This window comes from Stenotrophomonas sp. 2694 (assembly GCF_040548715.1).
Taxonomy (GTDB): domain Bacteria; phylum Pseudomonadota; class Gammaproteobacteria; order Xanthomonadales; family Xanthomonadaceae; genus Stenotrophomonas; species Stenotrophomonas indicatrix.
The window spans coordinates 146,599-164,250 of the sequence record NZ_JBEPSG010000008.1 but is presented as its reverse complement, the minus strand read 5'-3'; the positions used below and the strand labels follow the sequence as shown (position 1 = coordinate 164,250).

The following is a 17,652-nucleotide window of genomic DNA, read 5'->3' as shown; positions in this document are numbered from 1 at the left end:
CATGCCACCCCGCCGGTGGTGCCGGCCCGCGCCGCTCAATGCACTTCGTCGTGGTACACGAACTTGGGCATTTCCCAGCGGTAGTGGATGGCCAGCAGACGCACGGCGAAACCACCGCCCAGGCAGCACAGGATCGCCGTAGCATCGGCCACGCCCCAGTGCAGCAACAGCAGATACACCGCACCGGTCAGCAGCGAGATGATGGCGTACAGCTCTTTCTGGAAGATCAACGGCACCTCGTTGCAGAGGATGTCGCGCAGCACGCCGCCGAAGGCGCCGGTGAGCATGCCGGCGATCAGCACGATCGGCAGTGCATGGCCGGCCTCGCGCGCGATCGAGCAGCCGATCAGGGTGAAGGCGATCAGGCCCAGGCCATCGAGCACCAGGAAGGTGCGGCGGAAGTGATGCATCCAGCGCGCCACCCAGGTGGCGATCAGTGCCGCGCACACGGTGAAGCCCAGGTACTCCGGATGTTTCACCCAGCCCAGCGGGTAATGGCCGAGCAGGATGTCGCGCAGTGAGCCGCCACCGAGTGCGGTGACACAGGCGATCATGACCACGCCGAACAGGTCCATGCGGCGGCGGCCGGCAGACAGGGCACCGGTCATGGCTTCGGCGGAAATGGCGATCAGGTAGATGATGGACAGCAGCATGGGACAGGCTCCGGGCGCGGTGTGGCCGGCCATGCATCACTATCGCCACTGCCTGCGCAATGACGGGATGACGATGACCGGTGCCGCTCCCGCTGTCCTTTTGCCTGAGAGTTCAGCGGCGTGAGCCGCGTGCCCCTTCGGCGGATCGTCCCGGGCGTGCCCGGTGACCTCTCTCCAGCTCGGCGAGTCGAATGCATGGTTGGTGGGATTCCAGCCCACCGGCCTGAGCGATCATGGGAGCCTGCGCCTTCGGCGGGCGCCAGCGCGGCGCCTCTCTCCTGCATTCGGTCGCCAGTATATCCGCTGCAGTGCAGCACGGCATAATCCGGCAATGGTTTCGCCCTCCCGCCCGTGGTTCCTGTACCTGCTCGAATGCCGCGACGGCAGCTATTACGCCGGCATCAGCACCGACGTGCAGGCCCGTTTTGCTGCCCACCAGGCCGGCAAGGGGGCCCGCTACACCCGGTCGCGGCCACCACTGCGGGTCCTGGCGGTGCGCGAGTACCCGGACCGGGCAGCGGCCTCACGTGCCGAATGGGAGCTCAAGCGGCAGCCGCGCGAACGCAAACTGGCGTGGCTGTTGCAGTAGATCCACGCCATGCGTGGATGGGGCGCATCCGGCCATGCCATGATCGCCCAGCCCTCAGCGCTGGAGACCCGGATGTCCACCGTTGCCCTGTTGTTCGCACTTTCCGCAGCAGCAAGCCCTGCCGCCGACGCCGCCACGATCGCAGCCATCGATGCCACCTGCCACGACTACGTCGACGGTCAACTGGAAGCCGACCCGCAGCGCGTCGCCCGTTCCCTGCATCCGGACCTGGCCAAGCGCGCGGTGCTCGGTGATACACCGGACGAGCGCCTGGGCCTGCGCCGGATGTCGAAGGAAGAGCTGGTTGCGCTGACGAAGCAGGGCGCGTTGAAGACCCCGAAAGATCAATGGGATCGCCGCTGCACGGTGCTGGACGTGACCGGCAACGCCGCATCGGTGCGGCTGGAAACCCCGTGGTTCGTCGACTACTTCCACATGGGCCGCTTCGAGCAGCGCTGGGTCATCGTCAACGCGCTGTGGTACCCGAAGCCGAAGGCGAAATGAGCAATGCGCGCCGCCGGTAAAGCGTGGCTCTCGGTCGTCCTGCTGGCAGCCGGTATCGCGCTGCTGCCCGGCCTACTGTACCTGCTGGGGCTGGCGATGGTGGAAGGCTGGCCGCAGCCGGCTGATCGCGCGCCCAGTGGTGTGGCCGCATGCAGCGGTGAGCCGCGCATGGGGCACCAACCGATCAACCCCTGGAGCTTCACCGCGCAGTTTTTCGACAAGGATGCGATGAAGAAGAAGGTGCCGGATGTCGAGCGGGAGGCCTACTGGATTGCCCGCCGCCACCTGTGGCGGCAGCCGCAGCACGACATGCTGCGCTGGCATCTGAGCAGCACCGCGTTGGCGATCTGGATCACCCGGCATTGGAGTGCCGCACAGATTGCCGATACCGCGAGGAAGGAAGATTTCTGCCGGGCATGGTCGAAACGGCGTGTGCCCGGCGGCCCGATGAAACGGTGAATCCACGGCATGCGTGGCTACGCTCCCTGCGGCCTGCACAGAAATTCATCCACGCATGGCGTGGATCTACTGTGTCGGTCGAGGGCGCTCGCCGCGCTACCTACCGCGAAGATTTCTGCCGGACATGATCCAGGCCCGATGAAGCAGTAGAGCCACGCCATGCGTGGCTGCGCTCCATGCAGCCTGCGCAGAACTTCATCCACGCATGGCGTGGATCTACTGTGTCGGTCGAGGGCGCTCGCCGCGCTACCTACCGCGAAGATTTCTGCCGGACATGATCCAGGCCCGATGAAGCAGTAGAGCCACGCCATGCGTGGCTGCGCTCCATGCAGCCTGCACAGAAATTCATCCACGCATGGCGTGGCTCTACTGTGTCGGTCGAGAGGTCACCCACGGCAGTACCTACCGCTTCGGTCGCCGGTCTTCGCGGTCATCGCCGAAGATGATCCGCGCGCTGCGCTGGTAGCTCCAGTACGCCACCGCCCAGTTCAACAGCACCACGACGCGGTTGCGGAACCCGATCAGGAAGAACACGTGCGCGGCCAGCCAGAACCACCAGGCCAGCACGCCGGACAGCTGGAGCTTGCCCAGGTGCACGATCGCGGCCATGCGGCCGATGGTGGCCAGGTTGCCGAAGTCGGCGTACTTGAACGGTCCGGGTGCTGCCTTGCCATGCAGGCGCGCGCGAATCACGTCCGCCACGTACTTGCCCATCTGCTTGGCGGCAGGCGCAACGCCCGGTACCGGCTTGCCGTTGGCCTGGTTCAGCGCAGCGAGGTCGCCGGCCACGAACAGTTCCGGATGACCAGGCAGGGTCAGGTCGGGCTGCACCTGCACGCGACCGGCGCGGTCCAGCGGCACGTCCAGGGTGCGCGCCAGCGGTGAGGCGGCCACGCCGGCGGCCCAGACCACGGTGCGCGCGGGCACGAAGTGGTCGCCCAGCTTGAAGCCCTGTCCATCGATGTGGCTCACCGGCGTCCCAGTCATCACTTCCACGCCCAGCTTTTCCAGCTGCCGGCGTGCCTTCAGCGAAAGTACTTCGGGGAAGGTGGACAACACGCGCGGACCGGCCTCGACCAGCCGAACCTTGGCGCTGGCCGGATCGATGTGGCGGAACTCATTGCGCAGCGTATGCCGGGCGATTTCCGCGAGGGTGCCGGCCAGCTCGACCCCGGTCGGGCCACCCCCCACCACGGCAAAGCTCAGCCATGCCGCCTTCTTTTCCGGGTCCGGCTCGGCTTCGGCGCGTTCGAACGCCAGCAGCAGTTTGCGGCGCAGGGCGATGGCATCGTCCAGGGTCTTCAGGCCGGGCGCATCGTCCGCCCATTCGTCGTGGCCGAAGTAGGCGTGGGTGGCGCCGGTGGCCAGCAGCAGGCTGTCGTAGTCCAGCGAGCTGCCATCGGCCATGCGCACCTGGCGGGCCTGCTTGTCGATGGCCACCACTTCGCCCAGCCGCACCTCCACGTTGCGCTGGTGGCCGAGGATGTGGCGCAGCGGTGCGGCGATATCCGGAGCGGACAGCCCAGCGGTGGCCACCTGGTAAAGCAGCGGCTGGAACAGGTGGTGGTTGCGACGGTCGACCAGGGTGATGCGTATGCGTTCGCGGGCCAGCGCACGGGTGGCCCACAGGCCGGCGAAACCGCCGCCGACAACGACCAGGTGGGGGACGCGATCACGACTCATCGACTCACTCCAGGGGGGCATGGGGGAAGTGCCTGGCATCTTCGCACGGCCGCTCCTTGTCACGTCAGCGTGCATCGGGATCGGCGATACTCGGGTTCAGGCAACTGCCCGTGAGGAGTCCATGAGCGAACCGGAAAAGCGCATCGCCCTGTTGATCGACGCCGACAATGCACCGGCCTCGAAGATCGACGAAGTCCTGGCCGAGGTCGCGCGCTACGGTGTGGCCAACGTCCGCCGTGCCTACGGCAACTGGAAGAGCCCACGACTGAAGGGCTGGGAGGCGGTGCTGCACGAGTACGCGATCCGCCCGATCCAGCAGTTCGCCTACAGCAAGGGCAAGAACGCGTCGGACATGGCGATGGTGATCGACGCGATGGATCTGCTGTACGCGCGCAACCTCGATGGCTTCGCGATCGTGTCCAGCGATGCCGACTTCACTCCGATGGTGATGCGCCTGCTGACCGATGGCGTAAAGGTGTATGGCTTCGGCGAAAAGAAAACGCCGGAACCCTTCGTCAACGCGTGCTCGAAGTTCACCTACCTCGAAGCGTTGGGCCAGACCCACGCCAGCGTGCAGGATGTGGAGCAGGCAGCGAACGAACAATCATCGAACGGACAGGCGCCCAGCGAGCAGGCCACCAGCGATGATGCGCGCCCACGCAAGAGCGGGGCGGAAATGCGCAGCGACACGCGCCTGGTGAAGATGCTGCGCCGTGCGGTGTCCTCGGCAGAAGGCGAGGATGGCTGGTCGCACCTGGGTCCGGTCGGCAGCCAGATCGGCAACCAGGCCTCGTTCGATCCGCGCAACTACGGTTACGGCAAACTCAGTGACCTGCTGGCGGCGATCGGTTTGTTCGAACTGAAGAAGGACGGTAAGTCCTCCTACGTACGCGCGCTGCCGAAGAAGAACCGGTAGCGCCGGGCGTTGCCCAGCGTTTGCCGGTCGCGCAGCACTGCAGAAGACATGGTGTGGCTACAGCGTGCGTGCGCTGGAGCCGGCATAGCCTTCCGCAAATCCGTTGGCGAAGTCTTCAACGCCATTGAAGGCCAGCAGCAGCACGCCGGCGCACAGCAGCATGTTGCGGTTCGAGCGCCGGTACCCGAGCACCAGCATCAGCAGTCCTGCTGCCAGAAGCGTGTAGTTCACTGCATCCCATGCGGTCATGTCGTCTCTCCCTGTGGATGGGCGTATCGTAGCGGCTCCGCGCCATCGCGGCGCACTGCTGCACGCAAGGAAACCCGCATGTTGAAGATCTGGGGCCGCCGCAATTCCAGCAACGTCCGCAAGGTGCTGTGGTGCGCCGAGGAAATCGGCCTGCCGTACGAGTCCATCGAAGTGGGTGGCAGCCACGGTGGCACGCAGTCGCCGGAGTACGTGGCGATGAACCCGAACGGCCTGGTGCCGGTGATCGAAGACCACGGCCTGCCGCTATGGGAGTCGAACACCATCGTGCGCTACCTCAGTGCGCGCTATTCGCTGGGCACGCTGTATGCCGAAGATCCGATGGAGCGCGCCCAGGCCGAAAAGTGGATGGACTGGAGCACCTCGCGGATGGCGCCGCTGTACTCCGAACTGATCTGGGGCATCATGCGCACCGCACCGGCCGACCGCGATGAGGCGCGCATCAATGCGGCGATCGTGCGCGCCGGTGATTTCCTGGCGCTGCCCAACGCAACCCTGGCCAAGCAGCCGTGGCTGTCGGGCGACACGTTCGCCATGGGTGACATCGCGCTGGGCTCGTTGATCTACGCCTGGTTCGAACTGCCGATCCAGCGCCCGGACCTGCCGCACCTGGCCGAGTGGTATGCACGCCTGCGCGAACGCCCGGCGTACCAGCGCGGCGTGATGTCACCGATGACGTAAGCGAAGGCGCGACGTTCGGGGTCAGAGCCCTTTTCTGCGGAAAGGGATCCGCCCCAAGCCATCGGGGTCGGATCCCACCCAGCGGGTGGGCTCTGACCCCAGCGTATTGTCCTCAGTACAGATCCGTCGGATCCACATCCAGCGACCAGCGCACCTTGCGTGCCTCCGGCAGCGCGTACAACTGCGGCACCAGCTGTGCCAGTACCCCATGCAGCGGCGGCCGCTGTGCCGCCGACAGCAGCAGCTGCGTGCGCTGATAACCGGCACGGCGTGGCATCGGCGCCGGCATCGGCCCGTAGGCCTCCACCATGTCCTGTTCACCCAGCAGTTTCCGCGCAGCGAGCAGGAACGCGTTGGCATGCTCGACCTGCTGTGCTTCGGCACGCATCAATGCCAGGTGCGCGAAGGGCGGGAACCCGGCTGCCTGGCGCTGGTTGAGTTCGGCCTGGGCGAACGGGTGGTAGCCACCGTTGACCAGCGTCTCCAGCAGCGGATGGCCCGGATGATGGGTCTGCAGCCACACTTCACCCGGATCGCGCGCGCGACCGGCGCGGCCGGCTACCTGGATCAGCTGCTGCGCCAGTTTTTCGCTGGCGCGGAAATCGGCCGAGAACAGGCCTTCGTCGATGCCCACCACCACCACCAGCGTCAGCTTGGGCAGGTCGTGGCCCTTGGCCAGGATCTGCGTGCCGACCAGGATGCCGGGCGTGTTGCCGAGCTTGGCCAGCTGCTGCTCCAGCGCATCGCGGCGGGCGGTGGTGCCACGGTCGATGCGCACCACCGGGAAATCGGCGAAGGCACTGACAAGGTGTTCTTCCAGCCGCTCGGTGCCGATGCCCTGTGGCTGCAGGGCCAGGCTGCCGCAGGCGGGGCAGGCCAGTGGTGCCGGCTGCCGCGCACCGCAGTGATGGCATTGCAGGCGACGGCCACCGCCATGCACGGTCATCGGTGCATCGCAGCGGTTGCAGGGTGCGGTCCAGCCGCAGTCGTGGCACAGCAGCACCGGCGCATAGCCGCGGCGGTTCTTGAACACCAGTACCTGCTGGCCACGCTGCAGGTGTTCGCCGATGCCGGCCAGTACGTCGGCGGAAAGGCCATCGCGAAGCGGGCGTTTGCGGACGTCGAGGATGCGCACGCGCGGCGGTCGGGCATCACCGGCGCGCTGTTTCAGGCGCAGGTGCGCATAGCGGCCGGCATAGGCGTTGTGCAGGGTTTCCAATGACGGCGTGGCGCTGCCCAGCAGCACAGGAATGCCCTGCGCCTTGGCCCGCACCAGAGCGAAATCACGTGCGTGGTAGCGGATGCCGTCCTGCTGCTTGTAGCTGCCGTCGTGCTCTTCGTCCACGATCAGCAGGCCGGGCTGCGGCAGCGGAATGAACACCGCCGAGCGCGTGCCCACGATCACCCGTGCTTCGCCGCGCGAGGCCGCAGCCCAGACCCGCGCGCGTTCGTTGTCGGTCAGCCCCGAGTGCAACGCATGCACGGCGATGCCGAGACGGCCGCGGAAGCGCGCCAAGGTCTGCGGGGTCAGGCCGATCTCGGGCACCAGCACCAGGGCCTGCCTGCCCTGCGCCAGGCAATGGATGATGGCCTGCAGGTAGACCTCGGTCTTGCCGCTGCCGGTCACCCCGTCCAGCAGGAATGCCTGGAAGCTTTCGGCGGCGGTGATTGCGGCCACCGCTTCGGCCTGCTCCGCATTGAGGGTGGGGCCGGGCAGGGGCTGGGCGTGCTGCGGCGCCACGCTCAGGGCGATGCGCTCGGCCAGGTCGCGCTTGCCCAGGCTGCGTGCGGCCACCCGCCAGTCCTGCATGCGTGCGGACAGGACATCTTCGTCCACCACCGCTTCGGCCAGCAGCTCGGCCAATTGCCGCGGTCGGCTGCCGGCGCGCAGCTTGTCGCGCTGGGCATGGCCTTCGGCTGTCAGCTGCCAGCCCCAGTGATGGGTGTCGGGCAGCGGTTCGCCATGCCGCAGCGGGCCGGGCAGGGCGGTGCTCAGTACTTCGCCCAAGGGGGCGTGGGTATAGCGGGCCAGCCACTGCAGGCTCTGCCACAACTCGCCCTGCAGCAGCGGTGTGGTGTCACACCAGGCCAGTGCCTGGCGCAGGCCCTGGCTGTCCTCCACCTGCCCATGCCCTGCCACCACGCCGATCAGTTCGCGGTTGCCGAACGGCACCTTCAGCCGGCAGCCGACCGCTACCGTCGGGCCTTCGCCCTGCGGTGACAGGTAGTCGAACAGGCGCGGCAGGGGCACGGGCAGGGCGACCTGCAGGGTCGGGACAGGGCCGGATTCAGGGGCGAGCATCGGGTCAGTGTAACGGCCCATGCGAGGGCGCATGGCAGTGGCAGATGCGACTGGCATGCCCTCCGGCGAATCATAAATGTCACCTAAATATCGGTGTCTATTGGAGATTCAGTCTTATCCACATCTTCTGTGGATAAGTCTGTGCGTTAGCGGCTCATGGCGCCGTATGAGGCCGATGGCGACGGCCTCACGCTTCGGTTGGTCAAAAAATAGCCACACTTTAAATTCAATTGAAATCAACAGCTTAAGTGTGAAACATTGCTGAAACAGGGTGAATTCAGCCATTCACGCAGGAATCGCCCGGTTCCCGCGTGGTGCTGTGCACAACCTGCAGCAGAAAGCGTCTGCAATCGCAAGTCCTGCCGGGCAGTGATGGGCTGCCGCTATCATGCCGGCAGACCTTTGGAGTGACCGATGACGGCTGTGCCCGCCCCTGTTTCCTCGACCGCGGCCGGCGCGCTGTCGGCATTTCTGCGTGGCGTCGAACGCCGTGCCCTGGTCGTGGCCGAACTGCAGTGCGGTGACCCCGCCCGTGCCGAACAGACGCTGGTGGCGGTGATGCGCGCCTTCGCCGCGGTCGCCAGCGACCTGCCGATGGCGCAGTGGCCCAGCCGCTTCTGGACCCTGCTGGGCCAGCGCCAGGCGCTGCGCGAGCCGGCCACCGGTCAGTGGCCACCGTCGTTGGCCGCGCTGGGCGAGATGGCCCCCTTGCCGCGGCTGGCCTTGCTGCTGCGGGTGGGGGGCAGCTTGGACGAGGGCATCGCCACCCGCGTTCTGGATGTCGACGAAGAAGGCTATCAGCGCCTGTTGGCCACGGCCTGCCCACGCGATGCCGATGGCCAGCCCGACGCCGCTGCATGGCGCGCTCTGGCCGAACAGGTGCAGCTGCGTGTCCGCGACCTGCCGGCCAAGCGCCTGCAGCAGCTGCAGCAACCGTCCGCGCCAGCGGCCAACAACCAGGCGCCTGCGTCCAGCTGGCGTGCACCGCCGCGCGACGAACGCGCATCTGCAAGCGGCAAGCGTCGCCGCCCCAATGCCAAGCCGCGCTGGCGTGGCCCGGTGATCCTGTTGATCACCGTGGCGGTGCTGCTGCTGGCTGCGTTGGGCTGGCGCCATTGGCAGGGCCGTGCGCTGACTGCCGATGGCCCCCTGCCCGAAGGCGTGGTGGGTGAGGCCGGGCCGGTCACCGTCGAGGCGCTGCCAGCCAGCGATGTCCGCCCTGCTGCGGGCAGCGATGCGCTGGCCAGCGAAGATGCCGCGATGCTGGCCGACCGCGATTACCCGCTGCTGGCCGAGGCCGACATGCATGCCTGGAGTGCCGCCGGTGGCCCGTTGCCGGTGGACGAGTCACAACCCAAGCCGACCCGGCCGGAACCGGTCGGCGCAGCGCTGGAAACCTCTGCTGCCGATGAATAAGCTCCTCTTCGCCGGCCTGCTGCTGGCCCTGCCGCTGTCGCTGGCGGCCGCTCCGCAATCAGTGAACGTGCCGCTGCCCGCACCGTCGGCAACACCATCTGCGGCGCCCACTGCCGCGGCGGCATTCGCGCAACTCGATCCCGCCCAGCAACGCCAGCGCCGCAGTGACTACGCCGCGTGGCGGGCCCTGCCGGAGGGTGAGCGCGAACGCATCCGCCAGGCCGCCGCCCGCTTCGCCGCGTTGCCGGCCGACCAGCAGCAACGCCTGCGCGCGCAGTTCCAGGCACAGGACCAGGCCTTCCGCGAAGGCTGGCGGCTGGGCCCGCAACTGGGCGCCGAATTCCCCAAGCTGCACGGCCTGTTCGGCTTCGTACCGCCGCAACAGCGCGACGCCGTGCTTGCTGTGCTGCGCCAGCTGAGTCCGTCGCAGTTGGCGCAGCTGGCCCTGGTCGCCCAGCGCACGCCGCCGCAGGAACGCGACAGCGTACGCAGCGCATTCCTGACGGTCCCCGCCGCCGAACGCGACACCTGGCTCAAGCGCCAGGCCGGCCAATAAGCGAAAAGGGGACGGAGGGAATTAAGTCGTTTCTGGCGCGACTGTGCCGGAAACGACTTAATTCCCTCCGTCCCCTTTATGGGGCAGTCATGGGAATGACCGCCCGGCGCGCGTAAGATGGCCGGCCGCAACCCGGTGCCTGTGCCCTTCGCGCGCAACCGTAGTTCGCGTCAAGCACCTTATGTCTACTGCAACCTCCACGCCGCGCTTCAGCAAGGAAGTCGGCGCTACCGGTCTGCTTGCCCTGCCGCTTGTGCTCGGGCACGTCTCCACCGGTCTGATCTCCTTCGTCGACAACGTGATTGCCGGCCACCATGCGACATCCACCCTGGCCGCAGTGACCATCGGCACTGCGCTGCTGTGGCTGCCGATGCTGATCCCGATCGGCACGCTGATCTCCCTCACCGCCTCGGTGTCGCAGCTGCATGGCGCCGGCCGTGAGCGCGAGATCGGCCCGCTGTTCCGGCAGGCGCTGTGGCTGGCGCTGGGCCTGGGCCTGATCATGTTCACCTTCCTCACCGTGGTGCCGCCGCTGCTGCCGGCATTCGGCATCGCCCCGGACATCGTGCCCGGCGCAACGGCCTTCCTGCATGCGGTGCGCTGGGGTGGCCCGGCGCTGACGCTGTACTTCTGCATGCGCTACCTCAGTGAAGGCATGCATTGGACGCTGCCGACCATGCTGCTCGGTTTTGGTGGCCTGCTGGTGCTGGCGCCGATGGGATACGTGCTGGCCAACGGCAAGCTGGGCTTCCCGGAAATGGGCGCTGAAGGCCTGGGCATCGCCTCGGCGGTGATGATGTGGCTGCAGGCGATCGCCTTCGGTACCTACCTGTGGTTCACCAAGCGCTTTGCCCACCTGCAGCTGTTCTCGCACTTCGAGGGGCCGCGCTGGAAAGCGATCTGGGACCTGCTGCGCACCGGCCTGCCGATCGGCATCACCGTACTGATGGAAGGTGGCCTGTTCATCGTCACCGCATTGCTGATTGGTCGCCTGGGCGCCAATGAAGCGGCCGCGCACCAGATCGCGATCAACGTGGCGCAGCTGTGCTTCATGATTCCGATGGGCGTGGCCGAGGCGACCACCGTGCGGGTCGGCCATGCGGTTGGCCGTGGCGATGGCTTCGGCGTGCGTCGTGCGGCATGGGCCGGCTACGCGATCATCATGGGTACGCAGACGCTGTCGGCGGCGGCACTGCTGTTCGGCCACGACGCCATCGTCGGCGTCTACACCAACGACCTGGCCGTGGCCGGGCTGGCCTCGACCCTGCTGCTGTACGCGGCCACCTTCCAGTTCCCCGATGGCATCCAGGTGCTGTCGGCCGGCGCGCTGCGCGGCCTGAAGGACACCCGCGTGCCGATGTTCATCGCCATGTTCGCCTACTGGGGCCTGGGCATGCCGCTGGGTGCCGGGCTCGGCCTGGGCCTGGGCATGGGGCCGCAGGGCATGTGGATCGGCCTGATCGTCGGCCTGACCGCCGCCGCCATCCTGATGGGCTGGCGCCTGAGCCGCAGCAGCAAACGCATTGGCCAGTCCACGCTGGCCTGACATCACGCCGGTCCCGGGCAACCGTGACTGGCGATCCCCTGACTTGTGTCCGATGCTGCCTCACGCGGCACCGGCTATGCTGTTACCACGGCAAGAAGCCATCCGGAGTGCTCCATGAACCAACCCGTGCCGCCGTTGCCCCCGGCGAACCGCAATCCTGTCGCCAGCTTCTTCATCGGGCTGTGGGATGTGATGAATTTCACCCGCCGGTTGATCCTCAACCTGGTGTTCTTCGGCCTGTTGCTGCTGGTGCTGGTGATGTTCATCGTCGCTGCGGGCATGGGCGCAGGTGCCAGCAAGGCGCTGCAGGACCGCACCACCCTGGTGATCGCGCCGGAAGGCCGCCTGGTCGAGCAGTACAGTGCCGATCCGGTCAGTCGCGCGCTGGCCAAGGCCGTCGGTGACAACGGTGCCGAGGAAGTGCAGCTGCGCGATCTGATCCGGGTGATCGAGAGCGCGCGCGATGACAAGAAGATCGAGCGGGTGGTGCTGGAACTGGACAAGCTGCAGCCGTCCGGTTTCGCCTCGCTGCGCGAAGTGTCCGCCGCGCTGCAGGAACTGCGCGCTTCGGGCAAGCAGCTGGTGGCCTTCAGCGAGAGCATGGGGCAGTCGCAGTATCTGCTTGCCGCACAGGCCGACGAGGTCTACCTGGACCCCATGGGTTCGGTGGTGCTGGAAGGCCTGGGTCGCTACCGCCAGTATTTCCGCACCGGCCTGCAGGACAAGCTGGGCGTGGACGTGCACCTGTTCAAGGTGGGCGAGTACAAGTCGGCCGCCGAGCCGTACGTGCTCGACGCGGCGTCGCCGGCGTCCAAGGAAGCCGATCTGTTCTGGATGAACGATGTGTGGCAGCGCTACCTCGGCGATATCGCCAAGGCCCGCCGCCTGGATCCGGCACAGCTGGCGGCCGGTATCGACACCCTGCCTGAAGGCGTCGCTGCCGCCGGCGGCGACCTGGCCAAGTTCGCCCTGCAGCAGAAGCTGGTGACCGCGCTGAAGACCCGCGAGGAATTCGAGGATCTGATGATCGAGCGCGGCGTGGCCGACGAAGACGCTGACGGCGGCTTCCGCAACATCGATTTCGGCACCTACATGGCCCAGCTCGATGCGCGTCGCAACCCGGTTGATTCGCGTCCGCAGGTCGCCGTGGTGGTGGCCTCCGGTGAAATCAGCGGCGGCGATCTGCCGGCCGGCCGTATCGGTGGTGAATCGACCTCGGCGCTGCTGCGCGCGGCGCGCGACGATGACGACGTCAAGGCTGTGGTACTGCGTGTGGATTCGCCGGGTGGCGAGGTCTACGCCTCCGAGCAGATCCGTCGCGAAGTGGTGGCCCTGCAGGCTGCGGGCAAGCCGGTGGTGGTGTCCATGGGTGACCTCGCTGCATCGGGTGGTTACTGGATCAGCATGAACGCCGATCGCATCTATGCCGATCCGTCGACCATCACCGGTTCGATCGGCATCTTCGGCATGATCCCCAACTTCAGCCGTGCGCTGGACAAGTTCGGCGTGCACACCGATGGCGTCGGCACTACCCGTTTCGCCGGTGCCTTCGACGTCACCCGGCCGATGGACCCGGCGGTGGGCCAGGTCATCCAGTCGGTGATCAACAAGGGCTATGCCGATTTCACCGGCCGTGTTGCCGAGGCCCGCAAGAAGCCGGTCGAGGCGATTGACGAAGTGGCCCGTGGGCGCGTCTGGAGCGGTGCGCAGGCCAAGGAGCGCGGTCTGGTCGATGCCTTCGGTGGCCTGAAGGACGCCGTGGCTGACGCTGCTGGCCGGGCCAAGCTGGGCGCGACCGACAAGTACCGCGTGCGTTACATCGAGAAGGCGGCGACGCCGTTCGCGCAGTTCGTCAGCGGCTTCGCTGGCAGCCACGCCGGCGCCTGGATGCTGGCCGATTCCGGCGTGGGCCGGATGATGCTGGCGCGCACGATGCCGGAAATCGATACGCAGCTGCGCTTCGTTGAGAACGCGGCCCGCGAGAAGGGCAACGGTGCACCAGTGAAGTCGCTGGCGTATTGCTTCTGCGGGTTCTGATGGCCCATCCACGCATGGCGTGGATCTACTGAACGCACAACGCCCGGCCTTGGCCGGGCGTTGTTGCATGCGGGGTTCTACTGCGCGTCGGCCTCTGCCTTGCGCTCGCGTTCGGCCGCCTCGTCCAGGGTCTTCTGCACGGCCTTTGCGCGCTCCAGCGGTTGATTGATCGCCTTGGCCATCGCCTGCGGTTGCGGTGGTCGTTCGGGATTGGGCGGTGCAGGGCGCTGGCACCCGGCCAGCGCGACGGCCGACAGCAGGACGGGAATCAGGACGCGCATGGCAGCTCTCCACGAGGGACGTGCAGCCAGTGTCGCATCCCGGGCGGCGGACGGTCGTGAGCGCGTATCCTTGCCGCATCGAAACACAGTGGGCGCGGCCCCGGAGGACATATGACCCAGCAACGGTGGCGCCTGGATGGGCAGACGGCCCTGATCACCGGTGCCAGCGCCGGTATCGGCCTGGCGATCGCGCATGAACTGGCGGGTCTCGGCGCCGATCTGATGATCGTCGGCCGCGACCTGGACATGCTGGAGAGTGCCCGCGACGAACTGCTGGATGTGTATCCGCAGCACCAGGTGCATGCCTTGGCCGCCGATGTGTCCGACGACGAAGACCGCCGGCAGATCCTGGACTGGGTCGAGGACCACGCCGACGGCCTGCACATCCTGGTCAACAATGCCGGTGGCAACATCACCAAGCCCGCCACGGAGTATTCCGAAGACGAGTGGCGCGGCATTTTCGAGACCAATCTGTTCTCGGCGTTCGAGCTGTCGCGCTATGCGCATCCGTTGCTCGCGCGACACGCTTCATCGGCCATCGTCAACGTCGGCAGCGTGTCCGGCCTGACCCATGTGCGCAGCGGCGTGGTCTATGGCATGACCAAGGCGGCGATGCACCAGATGACCCGCAACCTCGCGGTGGAGTGGGCCGAGGATGGCATCCGGGTCAATGCAGTGGCGCCGTGGTACATCCGGACCCGTCGCACTTCGGGCCCGCTGTCCGATACCGACTACTACGAGGAAGTGATCGGACGCACGCCGATGCGGCGCATCGGTGAGCCGGAGGAAGTGGCCTCGGCCGTGGGCTTCCTGTGCCTGCCGGCATCGAGCTATGTCACCGGCGAATGCATCGCGGTGGATGGCGGCTTCCTGCGATACGGGTTCTGACGGGACCGCCCGCTGCGGATGGAGGCATCCACGGCGGGCGTGGATGCTCTACTTCGGTACGGGGCAGTCGCTGGCTTCCAGCACGGCCTGCAGGCGTTCGCGTTCGCCGCGCGCTGCCGGTTGGTTCTCGGGCGCAGCAAAGCGCTCGCGACCGCGTGCATCGCGGAAGCGCTGCTGCCAGCTGCCGCAGCGCTGCGCTTCGGCCACTTCAGTGCAGCGGTCCCGGACCACCTCGCAGCTGGCGGCGTTCACCGGTGTCGCTCCGCCCAAGCCCTGCACGTTCAACAGTTCGCAGCGGCCTGGTGCAGCCTCGTACTCATGCAGGTACGAGCTTCCCTCGCTGCTGAGGCATTGATAGATCGCCGGCAGCGGTGGCTTTGACGGAGTGTTGCCATCCCCCGACGTGGCGTCGCTCGAACGTGGCAGCACCGCGCTGTCGAGTATGGCGTCGCCGCCTTCGTGCTCGACCATGCGTGCTTCCATGATCGTTCGGCCCTCACGTGGCTGCGTCGCGGCAGGCGAGGCGGCGACGTCCATGGACGGCATCGCTGCAGGCGGCGGAGCGGGGCTGTTCTGCACCGGTACGATCGGCGCCGTCGGCGAAGGCGCCGGGACACGCTGGATTTCCTGCCGGGTGCCGGCGGGGCAGGGGGTGCGCTGCAACGTAGGAACATCGCTGCTGCCCATGCAGCGGTAGATCACCATGTCATCGGCCAACGCGTTGCCGGGCAACAGGGCGATGGCCAGCCAGATCAGTCTTCTCATGCGAGCAGCCTACAGCGGTGGTCCATGCCCGGGTAGTTGCCAACCTTGGTTGGCACCCGTAGTGCCCATGCCGTGGTAGTTGCCAACCTTGGTTGGCACCGCTGTTTGCCAGTGCCCACCAAGGTGGGCATCTACCAAAGCGGGGGCATGGCCCCCAGCGCAGGGCTCAGATGCCCCGGTAGTTGCCAACCTTGGTTGGCACCGCTGTTTGCCAGCGCCCACCAAGGTGGGCCTCTACCAAAGAGGGGGCATGGCCCCCAGCGCAGGGCTCAGGTGCCCCGGTAGTTGCCAACCTTGGTTGGCACCGTTGTTTGCCAGCGCCCACCAAGGTGGGCATCTACCAAAGCGGGGGCACAGCGCCAGCGCAGGGCTCAGATGCCCCGGGTAGTTGCCAACCTTGGTTGGCACCGCTGTTTGCCAGTGCCCACCAAGGTGGGCATCTACCAAAGCGGGGGCATGGCCCCCAGCGCAGGGCTCAGGTGCCCCGGTAGTTGCCAACCTTGGTTGGCACCGCTGTTTGCCAGTGCCCACCAAGGTGGGCGTCTACCAAAGCGGGGGCATGGCCCCCAGCGCAGGGCTCAGGTGCCCCGGTAATTGCCAACCTTGGTTGGCACCGCTGTTTGCCAGTGCCTACCAAGGTGGGCATCTACCAAAGCGGGGTACCGTCCTCAGCGTGGGGCTCAGCCGCCGCAGTCCTGCGCCAGCCGCGCGTCGATGCCACGCTGCTCCCTGCTGATCGCGGTGCGCTCGCTCTGCAGCGCGCTGTTGTAACGCCGGTCCAGTTCCCAGCGACGATCACGCAGGCGTGCGCACACTTCCTGCGGGGGCAGGGCGTGGCAGGTATCGCGCACCAGGATGTTGCCGGCAGGCACGTTGACACCGACGCCCACTGACGGCGGGCGATACACCGCAGGCCCGCCGCCGATGGGGGTACCGATGGTGTTGCCGCTGCCGGCCGGACGCGGCCCCGGATGCGGTCCGGGGTACGCACCGCCAGGATGACCATGCGGGTACCAGACCGTGGTCCACAGCGGCACCCAGCGCGGATTCCCTTCGTTGTTGTCACTGGTGTAGCGGTCGCCGTCTTCACTCACGCATTCGTACATCGGCTGTGGCGGCTGGATGTAGACATGGCGCACCTCGCGCTCGCGCATCGCTGGCGTCTGCACCGGTGCGGGCGGCGCGGCCTCGGTGCTGACCACCCGTGGCGGCGGGTCGCGCGGCCGTTGCAGGTCGCGCACTTGCTGGCGGCCGGCCGTGCAGGGCTTGTCCTGCAGCGCGACGGCACCATTGCTGCCGACGCAGCGATAGACCCGCACGTCGTCGGCGGCAAGGGCCGGCAACGACAGCAGCAGGGCCAGAGACAGGACAGGGCGCAGCAGGGTCATGGGCGCAGCGTGCGCGATCGGCAACACCGACGCAATGGACCTGTCAGGAGCGCAGTACGTTGCCACTGAGCGCGTCGCGGATCGGCGTGGGTTGGGCCAGGCCGCCGGTCTGCCCATCGAGGATGCCGTCGAGCAGGCGCAGCAGGCGTGGGTCCAGTTCTTCGCGGCTGCGCGCGGGGGGCTCGCCGGCAAGGTTGGCGCTGGTTGATACCAGGGGGCCACCCCAGGCCTGGCACAGCGCTGCGACCAGCGGGTGGGCGCTGATGCGTACCGCGATGCCGCTGTGTTCGCCGGTGATCCAGCCGGGCGCGCGGGTACCGGCGGGCAGGATCCAGGTGTTGGCGCCGGGCCAGCTGGCGAGCACTGCGCGCTGGCGTGCATCGGGCAGCGCCTGCAGGCGCACCCAGCCCTGCAGCTGCGACAGGTCAGCGGCCACCAGGATCATGCCTTTCTCGATCGGGCGCTGCTTCAGTCGCAGCAGCGTGTGCACCGCTGCCTCGTGCGCAGGATCGCAACCCAGGCCCCAGACCGCTTCGGTCGGGTAGGCAATCACCCCGCCACTGCGGAGCGTGGCGACTGCGGTGTCCAGTGTGAGTTCTTTCATGGCGGCGACCGGGCCCGGCGTGGGCCTTCATTATCCCCCCGCTGCGTGCAGAGCGGGTGGAGCGGTGGGGGCGGACCGTGGGTCCGCTCACCTTGGCAGATCATCCACGCGTGGCGT

At 67.3% G+C, this 17,652-nt stretch carries 18 protein-coding genes and 2 riboswitches; of the genes, 10 read left to right on the top strand and 8 right to left on the bottom strand.

Going from position 1 to position 17,652, the window contains the following annotated elements:
- Positions 1-35 precede the first annotated feature (35 nt).
- Positions 36-653 (bottom strand): trimeric intracellular cation channel family protein, encoded by a 618-nt coding sequence (locus ABIA73_RS12350; protein WP_032952083.1) that lies wholly within the window; start codon positions 651-653, stop codon positions 36-38.
- A gap of 84 nt (positions 654-737) precedes the next feature.
- Positions 738-841, bottom strand: a riboswitch (glycine riboswitch).
- 13 nt (positions 842-854) lie between these two features.
- A riboswitch (glycine riboswitch) is annotated at positions 855-944 on the bottom strand.
- Positions 945-984: 40 nt separating this feature from the next.
- Here ABIA73_RS12350 and ABIA73_RS12345 point away from each other — a divergent pair.
- The 3 genes from ABIA73_RS12345 (at position 985) to ABIA73_RS12335 (ending at position 2,205) form a co-directional block, all read left to right on the top strand.
- On the top strand, positions 985-1,242 hold the full coding sequence (locus tag ABIA73_RS12345) for a GIY-YIG nuclease family protein (RefSeq protein ID WP_032952084.1): 258 nt from the start codon (positions 985-987) through the stop codon (positions 1,240-1,242).
- Positions 1,243-1,314: 72 nt separating this feature from the next.
- Positions 1,315-1,746, top strand: coding sequence for a nuclear transport factor 2 family protein (locus tag ABIA73_RS12340; RefSeq protein ID WP_033832347.1), 432 nt, complete (start codon positions 1,315-1,317; stop codon positions 1,744-1,746).
- Between the two features lie 3 nt (positions 1,747-1,749).
- Positions 1,750-2,205, top strand: coding sequence for a hypothetical protein (locus ABIA73_RS12335; protein WP_059065280.1), 456 nt, complete (start codon positions 1,750-1,752; stop codon positions 2,203-2,205).
- A gap of 402 nt (positions 2,206-2,607) precedes the next feature.
- Here the strand turns inward: ABIA73_RS12335 and ABIA73_RS12330 are convergent, their stop codons facing one another.
- Positions 2,608-3,888, bottom strand: coding sequence for an NAD(P)/FAD-dependent oxidoreductase (locus ABIA73_RS12330; protein WP_312401457.1), 1,281 nt, complete (start codon positions 3,886-3,888; stop codon positions 2,608-2,610).
- 121 nt (positions 3,889-4,009) lie between these two features.
- On the opposite strand from ABIA73_RS12330, the gene ABIA73_RS12325 reads away from it, so the two are divergent.
- Positions 4,010-4,804, top strand: a complete 795-nt coding sequence (locus ABIA73_RS12325) for an NYN domain-containing protein (RefSeq protein ID WP_025879390.1) — start codon at positions 4,010-4,012, stop codon at positions 4,802-4,804.
- 57 nt (positions 4,805-4,861) lie between these two features.
- Here the strand turns inward: ABIA73_RS12325 and ABIA73_RS12320 are convergent, their stop codons facing one another.
- Positions 4,862-5,053 carry a hypothetical protein gene (locus ABIA73_RS12320; RefSeq protein ID WP_313282956.1) on the bottom strand — a complete coding sequence of 64 codons (192 nt, stop codon included), beginning with the start codon at positions 5,051-5,053 and terminating at the stop codon, positions 4,862-4,864.
- 78 nt (positions 5,054-5,131) lie between these two features.
- Here ABIA73_RS12320 and ABIA73_RS12315 point away from each other — a divergent pair, with 78 nt between their 5' ends.
- Positions 5,132-5,752 (top strand): glutathione S-transferase family protein, encoded by a 621-nt coding sequence (locus ABIA73_RS12315; protein ID WP_025879392.1) that lies wholly within the window; start codon positions 5,132-5,134, stop codon positions 5,750-5,752.
- A gap of 112 nt (positions 5,753-5,864) precedes the next feature.
- Here ABIA73_RS12315 and ABIA73_RS12310 read toward each other — a convergent pair whose 3' ends face one another.
- Positions 5,865-8,054, bottom strand: a complete 2,190-nt coding sequence (locus ABIA73_RS12310) for a primosomal protein N' (protein WP_502960550.1) — start codon at positions 8,052-8,054, stop codon at positions 5,865-5,867.
- A 414-nt stretch (positions 8,055-8,468) separates the two neighbouring features.
- Here ABIA73_RS12310 and ABIA73_RS12305 point away from each other — a divergent pair, with 414 nt between their 5' ends.
- From ABIA73_RS12305 to sppA, 4 genes are all read left to right on the top strand, one after another.
- On the top strand, positions 8,469-9,470 hold the full coding sequence (locus tag ABIA73_RS12305; RefSeq protein WP_059065276.1) for a hypothetical protein: 1,002 nt from the start codon (positions 8,469-8,471) through the stop codon (positions 9,468-9,470).
- Entirely contained in the window at positions 9,463-10,026 is a 564-nt protein-coding gene (locus ABIA73_RS12300; protein ID WP_059065274.1) for a DUF3106 domain-containing protein, read from the top strand. The genes ABIA73_RS12305 and ABIA73_RS12300 overlap by 8 nt, the downstream gene beginning before the upstream one ends.
- Positions 10,027-10,207: 181 nt before the next feature.
- Positions 10,208-11,572: an MATE family efflux transporter gene (locus ABIA73_RS12295; RefSeq protein WP_025879396.1), complete on the top strand. Its 1,365-nt coding sequence runs from the start codon at positions 10,208-10,210 to the stop codon at positions 11,570-11,572.
- 114 nt (positions 11,573-11,686) lie between these two features.
- Positions 11,687-13,609 carry a signal peptide peptidase SppA gene (gene sppA / locus ABIA73_RS12290; protein ID WP_025879397.1) on the top strand — a complete coding sequence of 641 codons (1,923 nt, stop codon included), beginning with the start codon at positions 11,687-11,689 and terminating at the stop codon, positions 13,607-13,609.
- Positions 13,610-13,686: 77 nt separating this feature from the next.
- Here the strand turns inward: sppA and ABIA73_RS12285 are convergent, their stop codons facing one another.
- A complete protein-coding gene (locus ABIA73_RS12285) occupies positions 13,687-13,890 on the bottom strand; it encodes a hypothetical protein (protein ID WP_059065272.1) in 204 nt (67 codons plus the stop codon).
- A 111-nt stretch (positions 13,891-14,001) separates the two neighbouring features.
- On the opposite strand from ABIA73_RS12285, the gene ABIA73_RS12280 reads away from it, so the two are divergent.
- On the top strand, positions 14,002-14,778 hold the full coding sequence (locus tag ABIA73_RS12280; RefSeq protein ID WP_025879399.1) for an SDR family oxidoreductase: 777 nt from the start codon (positions 14,002-14,004) through the stop codon (positions 14,776-14,778).
- Positions 14,779-14,826: 48 nt separating this feature from the next.
- Here the strand turns inward: ABIA73_RS12280 and ABIA73_RS12275 are convergent, their stop codons facing one another.
- From ABIA73_RS12275 to tsaC, 3 genes are all read right to left on the bottom strand, one after another.
- The gene (locus tag ABIA73_RS12275) at positions 14,827-15,543 is read right to left on the bottom strand and encodes a hypothetical protein (RefSeq protein WP_218788040.1); all 717 of its coding nucleotides are present in this window, start codon (positions 15,541-15,543) and stop codon (positions 14,827-14,829) included.
- A gap of 680 nt (positions 15,544-16,223) precedes the next feature.
- On the bottom strand, positions 16,224-16,931 hold the full coding sequence (locus ABIA73_RS12270; protein WP_059065262.1) for a DUF4124 domain-containing protein: 708 nt from the start codon (positions 16,929-16,931) through the stop codon (positions 16,224-16,226).
- 43 nt (positions 16,932-16,974) lie between these two features.
- Positions 16,975-17,535 carry an L-threonylcarbamoyladenylate synthase type 1 TsaC gene (gene tsaC / locus ABIA73_RS12265; protein ID WP_032952114.1) on the bottom strand — a complete coding sequence of 187 codons (561 nt, stop codon included), beginning with the start codon at positions 17,533-17,535 and terminating at the stop codon, positions 16,975-16,977.
- Positions 17,536-17,652 lie beyond the last annotated feature (117 nt).